This is a genomic window from Streptomyces sp. B3I8 (genome assembly GCF_030816915.1).
GTDB lineage: Bacteria > Actinomycetota > Actinomycetes > Streptomycetales > Streptomycetaceae > Streptomyces.
The window spans coordinates 6,746,504-6,764,762 of record NZ_JAUSYN010000002.1; the positions used below are offsets into that span (position 1 = coordinate 6,746,504).

Genomic DNA, 18,259 nt, shown 5'->3' on the forward strand with positions numbered 1-18,259 from the left:
CCGCTCGTCCTTCGTTGTTGCCTGTCTCACGTCGCTCACCTACATGGTGACGGACCGCCACGCACCGCCCGGCCGTGCACCACGGCGCGGTGACGGACGGCCAGGTGTCGCCCGTCACCGCGCGAAGAGGTCCGTCAGCGGCCGAGGACCGCGGGCGCACCGCCCTCGTCCGTGCCCCAGACGTCCTCGTCCTCGGCGAGCCAGGCCTCCCGGGCCCGGTCGCCGCTCTCCGTGGAGCGGCCGTTCTGACCGGCCGCACCGGGGCCGCCCACCGGGTACGGGGAACTGGACGTGGTGGGACGGGTGTACACGACGTCCTCGTCCTCGTCGACGCCCGCCTGCCTGCCCGTCACCCGGCCGCGGCGGCCGCCGGTGGGGTCGGTGAGCACGGCGCGGGTGCGTTCGCTGTTGCCGCCCTGTCCGCCGCCGCCACCTCCCATCCCGCCCATGGGCATGCCGCCGCCGCCCATGGGGGTGCCGCCCCCCATCCCCCCCATGCCCATCGGGTTCATGGGTGTGCCGCCCGGCCCGGTCTGCGCGTCCTGTGCGTCGGTGCCGAAGCCGGCGTTGAGGGCCACACCGTCGGACGCGCCGCCGGTGCGCAGCGAGCCGCCACTGTACGGGGTGCTGTCGTAGTCGTCGTACTCACCGTCGAGACCGGAGTCCAGGCCATGCGAGGAATTGAGTGAACCGCCACTCACCCCGCCCCCGTTGAGTGAGGTGGGACCACCGTTCAGCGAGGGGAGATCACCGTTGCCGTTCAGGCCGCTGGTGTCCAGGGAGGAGCCGGTATTCAGGCCGTTGGTGCGCAACGAGGGCGACGACGGGCCGTCACCGTTGATGTCGGTGGTCGTGCTGTGCCCGGACGGGTCCGTGGTGGTGAGTTGCCCGGTGTCGGGGTTGAGCTGCTGCGTGGAGCCGTCGGGGAACTTGGTGGTGAGGGTGCCGTCGTTGTTGAGGGTGGTGGTGGAGCCGTCCGGGTTGGTGAAGGTGTCGCCCGGGTTGAGGTGGGTCGTGGTGGTGTGCCCGGACGGGTCGGTGACCTTGACGTCACCGGTGTCCGGGTTGATGTCCTGCTGCGACCCGTCCGCGAAGTCGGTGTGGAGCGTGCCGTCGGAGTTCAGGTGCGCGCTGTTCCCGTCCGGCGTCGTGAACGACCCGGAGTCCGGCACGAGATGGGTCGTGGTGCTGTGCCCGGAGGGGTCCGTGGTGGTGAGTTGCCCGGTGTCGGGGTTGAGCTGCTGCGTGGAGCCGTCGGGGAACTTGGTGGTGAGGGTGCCGTCGTCGTTCAGCTTGGTGGTGGAGCCGTCGGGGTTGGTGAAGGTGTCGCCCGGGTTGAGGTGGTTCGTGGTGGTGTGCCCGGAGGGGTCGGTGACGGTGAGGTCGCCGGTGTCCGGGTTGAACGTCGAGTGCGACCCGTCCGTGAAGTCGGTGCTGAGGCTTCCGTCCCCGTTGAGATGCGCGGTGCTGCCGTCCGGTGTGGTGAACGAACTCGTGTCCGGGTTGAGGGTGGTCGTGGTGCTGTGCCCGGAGGGGTCCGTGGTGGTGAGTTGCCCGGTGTCGGGGTTGAGCTGCTGCGTGGAGCCGTCGGGGAACTTGGTGGTGAGGGTGCCGTCGTTGTTGAGGGTGGTGGTGGAGCCGTCGGGGTTGGTGAAGGTGTCGCCCGGGTTGAGGTGGTTCGTGGTGGTGTGCCCGGAGGGGTCGGTGACGGTGAGGTCGCCGGTGTCCGGGTTGAACGTCGAGTGCGACCCGTCCGCGAAGTCGGAGCTGAGTGACCCGTCCCCGTTGAGATGTGCGCTGCCCCCGTCGGGCATCGTGAAGGAGCCGTCGGTCGGGTCCAGGGTGCCCTGGGACGCGATGCTTCCGTCGGGGTTGAGGGTGGTGACCTGACCGGTCGACGGGTCCAGCGTCTGCTGGGAGCCGTCGGGGAAAGTGGTGGTGAGGGTGCCGTCGTCGTTCAGCTTGGTGGTGGAGCCGTCCGGGTTGGTGAAGGTGTCACCCGGGTTGAGGTGGGTCGTGCTGGTGTTCCCGTTGGCGTCGGTGGTGGTGAGGTCACCGGTGTCGGGATCGAACGACGACGAGGAGCCGTCCGGGAAGTCGGACTTCAGGGTGCCGTCGTCATTGAGCTGAGTGGTGGCCCCGGTGGGCGAGTTCAGCTTCTTGGTGCCGGTCTTGTCGTTGCCGTCACCCAGGAGCGAATTGGGGTTGACCGACGTCAACGCCATCCTGTTCAACGGATTGTTCGAATCGGTGACGCTGTTCGGATCGTTCAACGGATTGTTGGGGTCGTTGTTGCCGAACGCGTCGTTCAACCCGTTGTTGAGGTCGTCGCTGAACGTCTTGATGTTGTTGCCGAGCCCGTTGCCGAGATCGTTGAGATTGTTGTTCAGGTCCTTGTTGAGGTTGTTGAAATTGTCTCCGAGGCCCTTGAAGTTGTCGCCGAGCCCGTTGAGGTTCTTGTTCAGGTCGTTATTGATGTCCTTGAAGTTGTCGCCCAGGCCGTTGAGGTTCTTGTTGAGGTCCTTGTTGAGGTCCTTGAAGTTGTCGCCGAGCCCGTTGAGGTTCTTGTTCAGGTCTTTGTTGAGGTCATTGAAGTTGTCCCCCAGCTTGTTGACGTTGTTGCCGAGGTCGTCCAGGTAGTTGTTGAGCTTGTCGTTGTTCTGCTTGTTCTGGTCCTGGGTGATCTGGTTCTGTTCCTTGGTGTAAACCTGCTGAAGCGTCTCCGTGTTCTTGTTCTTGATCTCCGTCTTGATGGTGTCCAGCGCTTCGGACCAGGCATTCTTCAAATGGCTGAGTGCTGTCTTGGACGTCGCCACCACCGTCTTGTCCGCGTGATCCGCCCAGGCGTCCACGGCCGCGTCGGCGATCTTCTGCCAGGTGGTCTTCTGAGTGAGGTCGCCGTACTCGGAGACCTGCTTGAACCCCGCCTCCGTCGAGTACGACGTGGTCGTGGAGTAGCCGCCCCCGTAGTTGCCGTGCGTGCTCGTCGTCGACTGCACGTGATTGATGTTGTTCTCGATGACGAACTTACTGACGTTGTCCAGAACCTGGACAAGGTGGTAGTGGGGGTCGTGCTTGCCGTCCTTGGCCCACTCCTCCCACCCCTTCTGCACATCGAGGACCGCCTGCCGCGCCGCGAACATGGCGCCGAGCAGCGCGTCGCTCACGTTCGTCTTCGGGTGGTAGTCGTTGTAGACGTGACCGGCCGAGTAATCACGCCCGCCCAGCTGGCTGATGTACCCGTCGTAATTCGTCTGCAGTTCCTTCAGCAGGTGCCAGAAGAGGCTGGCCGCCTTCCCCTTCCAGGCGGCCTGGTCCTCGCCGAGCGACTTCATCCACGAGGCGATGGTGTCCGCGTGGGAGGTGAAGAAGTTCATCACCCGGTCGAAGGACTGCCCGACGGTGATGAACGAGTTCAGGTCGACGGCGTTGGCGTCGGTGACACTGGCCCCGGCGTACTCGAAGTCCTCCGTGGTGAGGCTCGCGATCAGCCTGTCGAGGGCCAGCTTGCTGCCGGAGATGTACTGCGCCATCGGCCCGGAGTCCCACTGGGTGTGCGAGTACGACCCCTCGAACTTACCGCCGCCGCTGATCTGCTTGTCGCCCCAGAGCGTGGCACGGCCGTGCTCGTCGACGCCGACACCGATCATGATGATCCGCGCCTTCTTGAAGCTCACGCTGCTGTGCGCTCCGTCGCCGCCGGCGTCGTAGAAGGCGAGGACGTAGTCGTCACCGCCGTCGTGCCGCTGCTTGTAGAGCGCCGAGTAGTCGGACTCGGTCACCGACCGCATGCCCTCCCCGGAGATCTCCATGCGGAACAGTTGCAGCCCCGAGAAGTCGTCGGTGCTGGCACTGCTGAGGCTCTTGAACAGGGAGGACCTGGACGGGACGGGATAGCCGGTGAGGTTGATGACCGCCTGGGCGAAGTAGTCGCCCTCGTCGTACGTGGGGGTACCGGTCGTGCTGTCGGCCATGGGACGGAGCTCCGCTGCTGAGAGGGGTGGAGGGAGGGCGGTGAGCGGGGTACGCCGGAGGGGCGGGCGGGGGTGCCCGAATCAGGACTCGGTCTTGTCCCCGGTGCCGCTCATGTCGTCGTCGACGGTCCCGAAGATGTCCAACAGCTTCTCGCCGTCGATGGAGGTGAGACTGTCGCCCTGGGTCTTGAGCAGCGTGGTGATCGTGTCGTCGAGGGCGCTGTCGATGTCCCCGAAGAGCGTCCCCTGGGAGACGAAGATGTTGTCCAGGCCGGTGGCCTTCTTCGTGAGCGAGGTCAGCAGGGCGCCTCCGCCGAGCGCGTCCGTGTTGTCACCGCCGCCCATCATGCCGATCCGCAGGATGGACTTCTTCTCGATCGAGTCGTCGCCGTTGTTGGTGATCGTGTTCTTCAGGGACTTGACGCCCGCCGCGTCCTCGCGGATGTTCTTGAGGTCCGTCCTGAACCCGCCGACATCCTGGTTCTTGAAGTTCTTCAGCGCGGTCGAGTCCAGATGTGTCAGGTCTGTCATGAGTGCCTCCGCTGGCGGTGCGCGCCGGCCGAAGGGAGCGGCGACGGCGACGGTACGGGGAATGCCCACACCGCGCCGGCGGCGCGAGGGCCGGTCCGGCGCGGTGTGGAAGTGAGCCGGATCTAGCGGCCGATGGTGACCTCGGACCACATCTGGCTGAGCGAGTTCTCGCTGTGCTGGTAGCTGTTGTGGATGTCCTGCAGCAGCGCACCGTGCGAGTTGAGCAGGTTCTTCATGTTCTCCACCGCGCCGTCCCAGGCCGCCTGCTTCTGGCGGTAGGTGTCGGCGTCGTTGCCGTACCAGGTCTTGGAGAGTTCGTTCAGCTCCGCCTCAAGGTTGGTGAGCGTCTGCGAAATGGCCTTGGTCTGCATGACCATGTCGTCGGCCGCGTTCGCCATGTGGTTGTAGCTGACGTAGATGTAACCGTCGCTCAGATTGTCTGCCACGGTCTGCCTCTCTCACGAGGGTGTGCAGGGGGGTGGGTGTGGAAGTCGCCACGAGTGCGACCGGTGGTCGCCGGTGCCCGTGGCACGACCGTGACCGGAGGTGCCGAGGATGGGGCGTGGCGTCCCGTGTTCAGCCCGCCAGCTGGTCGAAGACCGACTGAGAGCTGTTGTACGCCTGGTTGATCTGGTCGTTCGAGGAGCCCTGGGTCTTGTTGTGCTCCACCAGGCTCTGGTTCAGGCGGTCGATGACGTCCTCGAGGTTCTTGAGGATGACATTGCACTGCTCGTCCCACTGGCCGAGCAGCTGGCCGTACTGGCCACCGTCGCTGCCCTGGTAGCCGGCGCCCAGGGTGGAACGGGTGCCGTCGACGTCCTGGCGGATCTTCATGATGCCGCTGAACGCGCTCTCGAGGGCCTGGATGCCGTTCCGGGTTGAATGTTCGCTTGACTGCTGGCCGTCTCCCGCCATCGTCCCACCTTTCATCATTCGGGTAAGTGTTCGGGGCACCGTGAGCCTAGAGTGCGGAAAGTTGCGCTGACAACCGACTGAGGAAAATCTGAGGTTGCTGTGGCCAAACCGTCAAGTTCTGTTGCTCAGCGGTTACTTGAGCGCAACCTTCACGTCCGTGGGGCCCAGCGGGCGCGCTCGGGCCGGGAACCGGGAAGCGGTCGTCAAGCGGGCGCGGGACACACCGGAAACGGTCACGAACCACTGCCCGCGGTGCCCGATCCGGCGGCCGACGAGCCCCCGGTACCGGCGGCGTCCTGCCGCGTGCCCGAGGACGTACCGGCCGTGCCCGACGCGGCGGACCCGAAGCCCGAACCGCCGGCCGCGCCCTTGCCCGCCCCCGTACCCGCCGCCGTGCCGGCTTCCGTACCTGTCGCCGTGCCCTTCGACGGGGCCTTCGCCCCGGCCCGGCCGGCGCCTGTCTTCCCGCCGCCGTCGCACTGCGCCGTCGGTCCGCCCACCGCCGACCCGGCCGCCACCGGCGTGACCGACTCCGACGCCGCCGCCCGCGGATCCAGCTCGGGGCCCGTGGGCAGCATGGACAGCAGGGTGGACGGCACCCGCACCGCGGACCCCTCGTCGTAGCCGAGCGCGGTGAGCGCCGACGAGTCGGGGATGCGGTACTTCACCCCGTCGTCGCTCACCAGGAACGTGGTGTCACCGACCGGCGCACCGGCCGAGCCCAGCGCCCGCACCAACGTGCCGCGCCCCGGCCGCATCACCACCCCGTCCACCGGCACGCACGCCGCGGCCAGCGCCGTCATGTCGGGCTGCGTCACCGGGGACAGTGCCGACTCCGCGACCCGCACCGACCGCACCCGCACCCGCCCGTCGACCGTGTCGACCTGCGCGCACGCCGCCTGCCCGGTGTCCGGCCGCGCCGCGCGCGGCGGGCTGTCCGGAAGCCCGGCCACCGACGGGTCCTTCGCCGACGTCCCCGGAGCCTGATGGGCCCGCAGATCGGAGACACCGATCGTGACGACCTTCGGCGGCTGCCCGGCGTACGCCTTCTTGCGGGTGTCGGGATCACCGATCAGCAACGCCGACTGCGTGGCCGTCACCGGGTGCAGACCGTCCTTCTGCAGCACGTACTCCTGACTGCCCGAGCCCGCCACCACCCGGAACACCTGTCCCACCCTGGTGGGCCGCCCGCCCAGCTCAGGACCCTGCGCACCCTGCCCCTGGACCAGGAGCGTGGCCAGCTTGGGGCCGTTCACCAGCGCGTCGAGGAACGCCGCCGACACCGGCCGGGGCTTCACCGCCCCGTAGCCGAGGGACTCCGTCGCGCCCGACGCGCCGTCCAGCTCCAGCCGGCTGCCCTGCCACACCAGATACATCCGTTTGTCCGGACCCCGCACCACCAACGCCGTGTGCTCACCCACCGGTTCACTCTCCAGCGGGGCCCCCGGCACCAGCGCCGTCGTCGTCCCCGAACCCGCCGAGCACACCTCCCACGCCGAGTCCTCCAGGCCGCCGGTGCCCGGCACGGTGTCGGGGGCGCCCGTGATGCCGACCGGCCTGCCGACCGGGGTGCCCTCCAGCGACGCCGAGCCGACCGACGTGGTCGACAGGTCGGAGCCGCCGATGAGCATCGCCGACGCGTAGTTGCGCACCGGGCGCAGCCGCCCCCCGACATACAGGTAGCGGGCGCCGGTGTCCTTGTTGACGATGAGGGTGTCGCCGCTGCGCCAGGTGTCGTTGCCGCCCGGCTTGAGCAGCCCGAACACCACCGCGCCGCCGCACACCAGCGCGCCGACCACCACCCCGATCAACGCCCCGCGGGTGGTGCGCCCGAGCGGGCTCTCCGGGGCGTCCGGGTCGGCCAGCAGCATGCCCGCGGTCAGCCGCCCCATCATGAACGTGTGCGCCTGCACCTGATCGCGCTTGGACCGCACGGTTGCCTCCTGGCTCGTTCTGGTTCGTACTCGCTTACGGGGACTTGCGGGGACGGCCGTTCCCGGTGGGAAGCCGGCCCGGCCGCCCGGGTCAGCCCGTCATGCCGCGCAGATGGCCGAACACGCCGAGCAGCCACAGCGTCAGCGGCAGCAGCGCGATCGCCAGCAGAGAGTGCAGCAGCTCCGCCGCCCGCCCCCAGTACGGCACCAGCCGCCGGCCGGGCACCGTCCACAGCGCCACCGTCAGCGCCGTCGCCAGCGCCAGCAGCCCCGCCACCAGCAGCGCCCGCTCGCTTCCCGAAAGCTCCAGGCCCCAGCCGAACGACAGCAGCAGCAGACCCCACGCGCCCGGCAGCACCAGCACCAGACGCTGCGCGGTGTTCACCAGACCCCGCCCGTGCAGGAGCAGCAGCAGCGACAGCGTCAGCGCGCACAGCACCGCGGGGAGACTGGGGTGGTAGGCGAGACCCACCAGGCAGCTCGACGCCAGCACACCCGTCGCCCCGTACAGCGCCGTCATCCACTCGCTGGCCAGTTCCGTGCGCACCGTCACGTCCTCGCCCCGGTAGGGATCGATGCCCTCCTGGAGCTGGCCCGCGTTGGTGGGCAGGGCCGGCATCCGCATCCCCGCGAACCGGAACGACAGGGCCGGCACGAGACCGCCCATCAGTACCGTCAGCGCCGCCACCACACCGGCCGCGGCCGCCGGGCGCACGTCGAACGCCGTCATCAGTGTGCCGCCCGCCGCCGTGGCCAGCGCCACCACCGCCGACGCCAGGAACAGCGGCGTACGCACCGCGGCGGCCGCCAGCGCCAGCACGGCACCGCCCGCCCAGGCCGCGGCCGCCCCCAACAGCCGTGCCCCGAGGACCTGGTGGGCCTGCGGCCCGCTCAGTTCACCGCCCGGCACCAGCCAGCCCGCCAGCGCCAACGCCGGCGAGGCGAGCAGACCCAGCACCGCACCGGTCGCCGCATCGTCCATCGCCCGGCTCGCCGAGGCCGCACCGGCCAGCAGCAGCAGACCGGTGGCGACGGCCGCGCCCGCCCGCAGTGTCGCCGACAGGCCCCCCGGCCAGGCCAGCAGGGTCAGCCCGGACAGCACCGCCAGCGCCACCAGACCGCGCAGCAGCCGCCGCGCGGCCTCCTCGCTCCACCCGTGCAGCCGGTCCCGGGTGACCGCTGCGATCCCGTCCACCAGGTCGTCGAGCCGCACCTCCGGCAACGCCTCGGTGCGCGGCCGCAGGTGGAGCGCCTCACCGTCGGTCAGGTCGAGCGAGGCCAGCGTCGCCTCCTCGTCCAGCGGCCGGCCGCCGAGGCGCTGAAGTATCCAGCCGTCGTGTTCGAGGCCGTTCTCCTCGATGTCCTCACCCGCGTACCGCAGCACCGTGGGCAGAAGGTCGGCGACCGGCACGTCGGACGGCACGGCGAGGTCGATGGTGCGGCTCGGGGCACGCACGGTCAGGTGGCACAGTCCGGCCACGGAGGTGTCGGTCATACCGGGACTCACGTCTCCTGAACGTCGGAAAGGGGAGGGAGTGGCGAGAGGGGGGAGGGGTGACATGGACGTACGGAGTTGACGGGTGCAGACTACTGACACTTCCGGTGACCGTGACCAACGGGAGCCAGTGCACAATGGTGTTCACTTCTCGTTACCCCCGCGGGTAAGCCCGAGTGCACCGCCGTATCGTACGGTCCGTCCGACCGGCCTTCCCCGCGCGCCGCCCGGCCCGCGATGCCGAGGTGCCGTTCCCGGGCGCGCCCGGCTGCCTCCACGTGCCGCCGTCCTGCGCGACAAACCGTAAGGAGCTCCAGCGTTGAGCGTGGTCCTGTTCCGTCGTCCGGCCCGCCGTCGCGGCCCGAACATGCCCAGCGGCGAGCTGACCCTTCAGGAACCGCCGACCCTGCAGGAGACCGTCCCGGACACCTCCGCGGTGTGGACGTACATGCCGATGGCCATGATGTCGGTCTCCATGATGCTGATGTTCCTGCGCTCCGGGGGCCAGAGCAACGGCGTCTTCATGTACATCGCGCTCGGCATGATGGTGCTGGCCGCCGCCGCCATGATGGTCGGTCAGGTCATGCGCAAGGCGGGCGACCGCAAGCAGCGGCTGCGCGGCGAACGCCGCGACTACCTGCGCTACCTGGCCCAGAGCCGGCGCACCGTGCAGCGCGCGGTGGTCGAGCAGCAACTCGCCCTCGCCTGGCGCCACCCCGAGCCCCGGGTGCTGCGCTCCATGGTGCGCACCACCCGGCTGTGGGAACGCCGCCCCAAGGACGAGGACTTCGGCGAGGTCCGGATAGCCGTCGGCGATCAGCAGTTCGCCATGCGGCTCACCCCGATCTCCACCAAACCGGTCGAGGACCTCGAACCGCTCAGCGCACACGCCCTGCGCCGATTCATCCGCGCCTACAGCACCGTCCCCGGCCAGCCCATCGCGCTCTATCTGCGCTCCTGGTCGCGGGTGTTGATGCGCGGTGACCGCCTGGCCGCCCGCGCCATGCTCCGTGCCGCGCTGTGCCAACTGGCGCTGTTCCACCCGCCGGAGGAGATGTGGATCGCGGTCTGCGCCGACGACGAGGTGCGCGGCGAGTGGGAATGGCTGAAATGGCTCCCCCACAACCAGCACCCGCAGGAGACCGACGGCGCCGGACCCCTGCGCATGATCGCCACCGCCTTCACCGACCTGGAGGACCAGCTCGGCAGCGAGTTCGCCGAGCGGCCCGCCTACGACCCGGACGCCGCGCCCGGCCGCGACGAGCCGTTCGTCGTGGTCGTGGTGGACGGCGCCGCCGTCCCCGCCGGTCACCGCTTCGACGGCCCCGGCTACCGCAACGCCGTCGTCCTGGACCTGTCCGAGGCCCTCACCTGGCGCCCCGGCCGCACCACGCTCCGCCTCGACGTCGCCCCCGACTCCGTCTCCCTGGTCCGCACCGACCGCAGCCGCCGGGAGCAGACCACCGCCCTCGGCCGCCCCGACCGGGTCGGCCCCCGCGCCGCCGAGTCGCTCGCCCGGCTCGTCTCCCCCTACCGGATGAGCCTCACCACCGACGCCGTCGAGCCGCTCCTGGCCGACATGGAACTCACCACCCTGCTCGGCGTCGCCGACCTGCACCGGCTCGAGCCGGACACCCTGTTCCGCAAGCACACCGGCTCCGCCCGACTGCGGGTACCGATCGCGGTCGGCCCCGACGGGCGGCCCGTCGAGCTCGACATCAAGGAGTCCGCGCAGGGCGGCATGGGCCCGCACGGCATGCTGATCGGCGCCACCGGCTCCGGCAAGTCCGAGCTGCTGCGCACCCTCGTCCTCGGCCTCGCCCTCACCAACTCCTCGGAGACCCTCAACTTCATCCTCGTCGACTTCAAGGGTGGCGCCACCTTCCTCGGCCTGGACGAACTCCCGCACACCAGCGCCGTCATCACCAACCTCGCCGACGAGGCCGCCCTCGTCGAGCGCATGCAGGACGCCCTGCACGGCGAACTGATCCGCCGTCAGGAACTGCTCCGGTCGGCCGGCAACTACACCTCCGCCCTGGACTACGAGCGGGCCCGCGCCTCCGGCACCCCCCTCGCCCCGCTGCCCAGCCTCTTCGTCGTCGTCGACGAGTTCAGCGAACTCCTGGCCTCGCACCGCGACTTCATGGAGCTTTTCGTGATGATCGGCCGCCTCGGCCGGTCGCTCGGCGTGCACCTGCTGCTCGCCTCGCAGCGCCTGGACGAGGGCCGTATGCACCAGCTCGAGTCGCACCTGTCGTACCGGATCGGTCTGCGTACCTTCTCCGCGATGGAGTCCCGGGGTGTCCTCGGCGTACCCGACGCCTACGAACTGCCCTCCCAGCCCGGCAGCGGCTACCTCAAGAGCGGCGTCGAGGCCCTCACCCGGTTCCGCGCCGCCTACGTCTCCGGCCCCTACCGCCGGCGCGGCGGCGCGGTCGCCCAGGCCCGGGTCGCCACCCAGGTGGTGCCCTGGTCCGCCGGGTACGTCGTGCCCCGCGCCCCCGCCCCGGCCGCGATCGAGCCGGAGCCGGAGGCGGAGGAGGAGAGCAGCACCCTGCTGGCCGTGGCACTGGAGCGGCTGCGCGACTCCGGGCCGCCCGCCCACCGGGTGTGGCTGCCGCCGCTGGACGACCCCTCCCCGCTCGACGAACTCCTCGGCGGCCTCACCGTCGACCCGGTGCGCGGCCTGACCGCGTCCCAGTGGCTGGGCACCGGCAAGCTGCGGGTGCCCGTCGGCCTGGTCGACAAACCGTTCGACCAGCGGCGCGACCCGCTTCTGGTGGACCTCGCCACGGCCGGCGGTCACGTCGCCGTCGCGGGCGGCTCGCAGAGCGGCAAGTCGACCGTGCTCCGCAGCCTCATCATGGCCCTGGCACTGACCCACACCCCGCGCGAAGCCCAGTTCTACTGCCTCGACTTCGGTGGCGGCACGCTCTCCCAGCTCACCAAGCTGCCGCACGTGGCCGGCGTCGCGGCCCGCCTCGACAGCGAGCGGATCAGCCGCACGGTCGCCGAGGTCACCGCCATCCTCACCCAGCGCGAGCAGTTCTTCCTGGAGCACGGCATCGACTCGATGGCCACCTACCGGCGCCGCCGGGCCGCCGGGGAGTTCCCCGACGAACCGCACGGCGACATCTTCCTGGTGATCGACGGCTGGTCCGAAGTGCGCCAGAACTTCGACCAGTTCATCCCCACCTTCAACCAGATCGCCACCGGCGGCCTCAACTACGGCATCCACCTCATCGTCGCCACCGCCCGCTGGCTGGAGCTCACCGCCCCCGTCCGCGACCAGGCCGCCACCCGGCTCGAACTGCGGCTCGGCGACAACATGGACTCCGTGGTGGACGTCCGCAAGGCCAACGCGGTGCCCCGTATCCCCGGCCGGGGCCTCACCGTCGACAGCAAACTGCACTTCCTGTCCGCGCTGCCCCGGGGCGACGGCTCCAGCGACCCGGAGACGCTCAGCGAGGGCGTCGCCGACCTCGTCGAGCGGATCGCGGACGCGTGGCAGGGCCCGCGCGCCCCCCAGGTGCGGATGCTGCCGCACCTGCTGCCCGCCGCCGACCTGCCCGCGCCGGAACTCGGCGACGGCCTGAAGGTGCCGCTCGGCCAGGACGAGGAAACCCTCGACACTGTCTGGCACGACTTCTCCCGCACCCCGCACATGGTCGCCGTCGGCGACACCGAGAGCGGCAAGACCAACCTGCTGCGCGTGATCGCCGACGCCGTCGTCGCCCGCTACACGCCCACCGAGGCCCGCATCCTCGTCGTGGACTACCGTCGCGACCTGGTCGACGCGGTGCCGGAGGAGTACCGGCTCGGCCACGCCGTCGCCATGGACGCGCTCAAGCAGCTCGTCGGCGGCTCGGCCAAGGCGCTCCGTACCCGGCTGCCCGGCCCGGAGATCACCCCGGCCCGGATGAGGCTCGCCGACTGGTGGACCGGGCCCCGGCTGTTCGTCCTCGTCGACGACTACGACATGGTCGGCGGCGGCTCGGTCGTGGACCACCCGTTCGCCCCGCTCTTCGAACACCTCGCCCTCGGGCACGAGCTGGGGCTGCACATGGTGGTCGTCCGTTCCGCCACGGGGGCCGGCCGCGGGCTCAACGACCAACTGCTGCGGCGCCTCGACGAGGTCAACACGCCGGGCATCCTGATGTCCTGCCCGCCGTCCGAGGGCTACGTGTTCGGCAACGTCAAGCCGCGGGTACTCCCGCCGGGGCGGGCGCTGCGGATCGTCCGCCGCAAGCCGACGCTGATCCAGACGGCCCTGGCCGCCGGCACGGCGGAGTAGTACGGCTCGGTCGGCAAAGGGCCGGTTCACGACCACGGAGGTCGTGAACCGGCCCTTTTGCCGCGTGCGGGAGGGGGTGGGAGGTGTCCGGTTCGCCGGCGGGCGCGGCTGCGTCGTGGTTCGTCGCGCCCCGCGGCGGAGCCGCACATCGACACCGGGCCGCGCCTCCGGAAACGGGCGGCACCCCCTACTGCCAAGGCGCACGAGGCTGTGTCGAGTGCGGCTACGTGCCCCGTCGGGGGCGCGGGGAACCGCGCGGCCGGCCGCACACCACCCGTACCGGGACGACGACCGTCAGGCCTCCGTCTCCGCGCTCTGCGCGGACTTCGTGCGCGTCGGGCGCCAGCCCAGCCGTCGGCCCCGGGGGAGCACCGCGCCGAGCCAGACGACGGCGATGATCACGCCGAACCCCGCCGCCGTCGGCCACATGGCCCGGCGCAGCGGCCCGGCGGCCTTGTCCTCCGGCAGCCGCACCGGCGGGGCGGCGGCGTCCTGGCCCCGTGCGCCGGCGGTCCCGGACGTCCCGGGCGTGAGGACCGACGTCACCGCCGCGTACGGGTCCAGTCGCGGCACGTCCGCCGGATACGCCGAGGACCGCAGCAGCCGCGCCGTCTGTGCCGCCGACAGCTCCGGGTGGACGGAACGCACCAGCGCCGCCGCCCCCGCCACGAACCCGGCGGCAAGCGAGGCGCCGGAGCCGATGTAGTGGCCGTTCTTGGCCGGGCCGATGCCGACGACGCCGTCGCCGGGCGCGGCGAGATCCGCGCTGTCGGTGGTGTACGAGCCGGTCGGGCGCTTGCCCTCGACGTCCAGGTCGAGGACGGAGAGCACTCCGTCGGTCGCGGCCGGGTAGAAGTCGCGCGGGGGCGGGTCCTGGGAGGCGGGCGTGGACGGCGGGTCCGGCACCGCCGCGGCGATCACCAGCACGTCCTTCTTCGCGGCCAGCGCCACCGCCGAGCGCAGCGCGGCGGAGTCGCGCTCGAGCGCCGCCGACACCGTCACCACCTTGGCGCCGCCGTCGACCGCCGCCTGGATGCCGGCCGCGACCCGCTCGGCGGTCGTCGAGCCCCGGTTGTCGCTGCCCCGCGCCGCGAGGATGCGGGAGTGGTGGGCGACGCCCTCGAACCGCACGCCGTCCTGCGCGGCCGCGGCCACCAGGCCGGCGACGAAGGTGCCGTGCCCGACACAGTCCGTCCCGGCGTCGCCGATCGCCGTCACCCGCCCCTTCAGCGCGGGCGCGGAGGTGGACACGCCGGTGTCGACGACGCCGACGGTCACCCCGTCACCCGTCGTGACCTGCCAGGCCCGGCTGAGCTGGAGACCTGCCTGCTCCCACGGCACCGCCGTGGCCCGCTGGGCCGACCCCGCCGTACAGGAGTCGTCGGCGGCCAGCTTCGAGGGCAGCACCGGCAACCGCACCGAACTGCCCCCGGCCGCCGCCGCGGGTGCGGCAGCGGCACCGCCCACGACGGCCGTCAGCAGCAGGGCGGCGCCCAGGGCCCGGGTCCGCCGGGCCGGTCGGGAGGCGCGCGCGGCGGTGGGTGTCGCGTGCGGGCGCGCCGTGTCCGGGTGCGTCAGGCGTGTGCGCGACGCGGGCGTGGGTGTCATGGGCGTGCGTGTCCTGTCCGTCATGCGCCCGCCGCCCCACTGGGGGCGGACGACGCGGAGGCCTGGTCGACGAGGTCCTCGGGCAGCAGCAGTCGCAGATCGTCCAGGCTGGGCGCGGCCAGCCTGCTGAGCCGGCCCGCCTGCCGGGTCATCATCCGCTCCAGCACCTGGCGGGCGGTGCGCGCGTTGCCGAACGACCGGTCCCTGGGCAGCGTGTCGAAGTACTGCCGCAGCACCGAGCCGAGCCCGGCCCCGCACTCGTACCCCGACTGCAGCGCGTGCTGGCGGACGATGGTGACCAGCTCGTCGGAGGAGTAGTCGGCGAACTCCACCCGGCGTGAGAACCGGGAGGACAGGCCCGGGTTGGAGGCGAGGAAGCCCTCCATCTCGCCGGTGTAGCCGGCCACGATGACGACCACCTGGTCGCGGTGATCCTCCATCAGCTTCAGCAGCGTGTCCACCGCCTCCTGACCGAAGTCCGACCCCGAACCCCCGCGCGGGGTGAGCGTGTACGCCTCGTCGATGAACAGCACACCACCCAGGGCCCGGTCGAACACCTCCCGGGTCAGCTGCGCGGTGTGGCCCACGTACCGGCCGACCAGGTCGGCGCGGGAGACCTCGACGAGCTGGCCGCGTGGCAACACCCCCAGCGAGACGAGCAGTTCGCCGTAGAGCCGGGCCACGGTGGTCTTGCCGGTGCCGGGCGGCCCGGTGAACACCAGGTGATGGCTGATCCGGGGCGCCGGGAGCCCGGCGGCCTCGCGCTGCCGGGCCGTCGAGACCAGGTTGACCAGGTCGGTGACGTCCCGCTTGACCGCCGAGAGCCCGATCAGCGCGTCCAGCCTGCTCAGCGCGTCGTCGCCGGCGTCCGGTGCGTCCGGGTCCGCGGCGGCCTCCTGCGCCGCCTCCTCACTGATGTCCTGCGGCAGCAGCAGCGTGAGGTCCTGCTCGGAGACGTTCGTCAGCGACGCCAGCCGTACCGCCTGCCGGTCCACCATCTCCTCGAACACCTGCCGCGCCGCACGGCCGTTGCCGAAGCCGGCGTCCTTCGGCAGCCGGTCGAAGTGCACCGCGAGCGCCTTGCGGGTCTCGTCGGCGAGCACGTACTGGTGACGACCGCACATGCTCTCCATGATCTCCACCAGTTCGGGCACCGAGTAGTTCTCGAACTCCACGGTCCGCGAGAACCGGGAGGCGAGACCCGGGTTGGAGTTGAGGAAGCTGCGCATCTCGTTGGAGTAGCCGGCCACCACGACGACCACGTCGTCACGGTGGTCCTCCATCAGCTTCAGCAGCGTGTCGACGGCCTCCCGGCCGAAGTCCGCGCCCGAACCCCGCGAGTCGGAGGTGAGGGTGTACGCCTCGTCGACGAACAGCACGCCGCCCAGAGCGCGTTCGAAGGTCTCCGTGGTCTTGATCGCGGTACCGCCGATGACCTGCGCGACCAGGTCGGCGCGGGAGACCTCGACCAGGTGCCCGGAGCGCAGCGCCCCGAGCTCCGCCAGGATCGTGCCGTACAGCCGGGCCACGGTGGTCTTACCGGTACCGGGCGGACCGGCGAAGATCAGGTGCCGGCTCATCGGCGGCGCCGACATGCCGAGCTGGGCGCGGCGCCGGGCCAGCTGGGTCAGATTGACCAGCGTGCGGACCTGCTCCTTGACGTTGTCCAGGCCGATCAGGCTCTCCAGCGCGGCCATCGGTCCGTCCGGCCGCGCCGGTCCGTCCGAGTCCGTCACGGTACCCGCCGGGTCGGTGCCCTCCGCCTCGCCGAACCCCCAGGCGTCACGGGACTCGTTGCCGGTGCTGGTGAGGTTCTCCACCGCCAGCCGGCCGCCCGCCTTGGACTGCACCAGGCCGGAGCCGTGGTTCTCCCGCACCGTGCAGTTGACCACCGACACCGGTGCCTCGGTCTCCACCCGGATGCCGTCACGGGTGGAACCGGCCGCCTCGCAGCCGTTGAGCGCGGCCCGGCCGCCCTCCCGGATCAGGAAGCCGTGCTCGGAGGCCGCGGCCGCCCGCACCCGGGTCGCCGTCAACTCGCCGCCGTCCTCCACCAGGACGCCGCAGCCGCCCGCCGACACCAGCTCGCCGTCACGGATCGACACCGTGCCCTCCGAGCCGATCTCCAGACCGGCCCCGCCCGGAGAGCTCACCGAGAACCCGGCGAGATAGACGTCGCCGCCCGCGCCGACGTGCGCGCCCGCGCCGCCCGGTGTCTCCACCGTGCAGTCCTCCACCCGGCCGCGCCCGCCGTCGCGCACCGACACGCCCGTGCCGCCGGCCCCGGTGATCCGGGCCCGCCGCACCAGGGGGTTGGCGCCGCCCTTGACCACCACACCGGTGCCCTTGACGTCGACGATCTCCACGCGCTCCAGCTCGGCCGCCGAGTCCTCCTCCAGGAGCACGCCGTCCGCCTCGCCGTCCCGGACGGTCAGTGAGGTCAGCGTCGGCGAGGACGCCCCGGCCACACGCAGTGCCGGTACGTGCGCCCCGGTCAGCCAGCAGTCCTCGTACGTGCCGCGCGAACGGTCGGTCACCAGCAGTCCGTTGCCCTGTGTACGGGCGGTGCGGCAGCGGCGCAGCACCGGGTCGGCGCCGTGGGAGACCACGATGCCGGGACCGCTGGTGCCGCTGACCCGCACCTCCTCCAGCTCGGTGCGGCCGGAGCTGGTCAGGTGCACGCCGATCGTGGTGTCGTGGATCACCGTGCGCAGCACCTTCAGGGCGCTGCGCTCCTCCAGGGCCAGCGACGGCTTGTCGGTCGAGGACAGGTCGCAGTCCTCGACCGAACCCTGGGCGTCGCCGTTGGCGAGAATGCCGTTGCCGCGGGCGTCGCGGACGGTGCAGCCGCGTATGGTGGCCCGGCCGCGTTCGCCGATCACCACGCCGCTGGTGCCGAGGTGTTCCAGCGTGCAGGACTCCAGCGAGCTCTCCGTCTGCGAGGTCACCACGACACCCGCGCCGGTCCTGCTCGTCACCCGGCACTCGCGCATCGCCAGCGAACCGGCGTTGCGGGCCAGCACGGTGGTCCAGGCCGCGCCGGACAGATCGCAGCCCTGCATCGCGACCTGCCCCTGCGAGGCGTCCACGACGGGCAGTTTCTCGTCCTGACCCTGCACGACCAGATCGGTCAGCATCACCGCGTCGGCCCGCAGGGAGATCGCGGTGCCCTTGCGCGGCGCCAACCGGACGCTGCCGCGTGACTGCTCGGCGACGATGGTCACCCGGGTGGTGACGACGAGATTCTCCTCGTACGTCCCCGGGCGCACACTCAGCACCGCGCCGCCGCGCGCCCTGGCCAGGGCCTCTCCGATCGTCCGGGCGTCCCCGGTGCCCTCCGGACAGACCGTCACTACCTGGCGCACTCCGCTGACCTCCTCGTGTCGGCACCCGTGGGTTGCGGTGGGCACCATCATGCCGCCCCCGGACGCGTGTTCCTACTCCGGTCGGGTTGCGGAACGACCGGTGCGGGCAGGGCACGCGGTGTGCGCGTGTATCCGTGGGACGA

9 protein-coding genes are annotated in these 18,259 nt (G+C 71.1%); 1 reads left to right on the forward strand and 8 read right to left on the reverse strand.

Going from position 1 to position 18,259, the window contains the following annotated elements; all coding sequences use genetic code 11:
• Positions 1–134: 134 nt before the first annotated feature.
• The 6 genes from QFZ64_RS31905 to eccD all read right to left on the reverse strand — a co-directional run bounded on the left by QFZ64_RS31905 (position 135) and on the right by eccD (position 8,849).
• The gene (locus tag QFZ64_RS31905) at positions 135–3,974 is read right to left on the reverse strand and encodes an AAWKG family protein (RefSeq protein ID WP_307070943.1); all 3,840 of its coding nucleotides are present in this window, start codon (positions 3,972–3,974) and stop codon (positions 135–137) included.
• A gap of 81 nt (positions 3,975–4,055) precedes the next feature.
• On the reverse strand, positions 4,056–4,505 hold the full coding sequence (locus QFZ64_RS31910) for a type VII secretion system-associated protein (RefSeq protein ID WP_307070944.1): 450 nt from the start codon (positions 4,503–4,505) through the stop codon (positions 4,056–4,058).
• A 122-nt stretch (positions 4,506–4,627) separates the two neighbouring features.
• Positions 4,628–4,951: a WXG100 family type VII secretion target gene (locus tag QFZ64_RS31915; RefSeq protein WP_307070945.1), complete on the reverse strand. Its 324-nt coding sequence runs from the start codon at positions 4,949–4,951 to the stop codon at positions 4,628–4,630.
• 130 nt (positions 4,952–5,081) lie between these two features.
• Complete coding sequence (locus QFZ64_RS31920) at positions 5,082–5,420, reverse strand: hypothetical protein (protein WP_307070946.1); 339 nt, start codon at positions 5,418–5,420, stop codon at positions 5,082–5,084.
• A gap of 233 nt (positions 5,421–5,653) precedes the next feature.
• On the reverse strand, positions 5,654–7,354 hold the full coding sequence (gene eccB / locus QFZ64_RS31925; RefSeq protein ID WP_307070947.1) for a type VII secretion protein EccB: 1,701 nt from the start codon (positions 7,352–7,354) through the stop codon (positions 5,654–5,656).
• Positions 7,355–7,445: 91 nt separating this feature from the next.
• On the reverse strand, positions 7,446–8,849 hold the full coding sequence (eccD, locus tag QFZ64_RS31930; RefSeq protein ID WP_307070948.1) for a type VII secretion integral membrane protein EccD: 1,404 nt from the start codon (positions 8,847–8,849) through the stop codon (positions 7,446–7,448).
• A 367-nt stretch (positions 8,850–9,216) separates the two neighbouring features.
• On the opposite strand from eccD, the gene eccCa reads away from it, so the two are divergent.
• Entirely contained in the window at positions 9,217–13,143 is a 3,927-nt protein-coding gene (gene eccCa / locus QFZ64_RS31935; protein WP_307071937.1) for a type VII secretion protein EccCa, read from the forward strand.
• Between the two features lie 294 nt (positions 13,144–13,437).
• Here eccCa and QFZ64_RS31940 read toward each other — a convergent pair whose 3' ends face one another.
• Together QFZ64_RS31940 and QFZ64_RS31945 are read right to left on the reverse strand one after the other, a co-directional pair.
• Entirely contained in the window at positions 13,438–14,751 is a 1,314-nt protein-coding gene (locus QFZ64_RS31940; protein WP_307070949.1) for a S8 family serine peptidase, read from the reverse strand.
• Between the two features lie 20 nt (positions 14,752–14,771).
• On the reverse strand, positions 14,772–18,116 hold the full coding sequence (locus tag QFZ64_RS31945) for a right-handed parallel beta-helix repeat-containing protein (RefSeq protein ID WP_307070950.1): 3,345 nt from the start codon (positions 18,114–18,116) through the stop codon (positions 14,772–14,774).
• Between the last annotated feature and the right edge of the window lie 143 nt (positions 18,117–18,259).

Bases quoted from the DNA above. Each gene is read 5' to 3' on its own strand.
- QFZ64_RS31940 (WP_307070949.1), bottom strand. From the start codon at position 14,751: ATGACACCCACGCCCGCGTCGCGCACACGCCTGACGCACCCGGACACG.
- eccCa (WP_307071937.1), top strand. From the start codon at position 9,217: ATGCCCAGCGGCGAGCTGACCCTTCAGGAACCGCCGACCCTGCAGGAG.
- eccD (WP_307070948.1), bottom strand. From the start codon at position 8,849: ATGACCGACACCTCCGTGGCCGGACTGTGCCACCTGACCGTGCGTGCC.
- QFZ64_RS31910 (WP_307070944.1), bottom strand. From the start codon at position 4,505: ATGACAGACCTGACACATCTGGACTCGACCGCGCTGAAGAACTTCAAG.
- QFZ64_RS31905 (WP_307070943.1), bottom strand. From the start codon at position 3,974: ATGGCCGACAGCACGACCGGTACCCCCACGTACGACGAGGGCGACTAC.
- QFZ64_RS31920 (WP_307070946.1), bottom strand. From the start codon at position 5,420: ATGGCGGGAGACGGCCAGCAGTCAAGCGAACATTCAACCCGGAACGGC.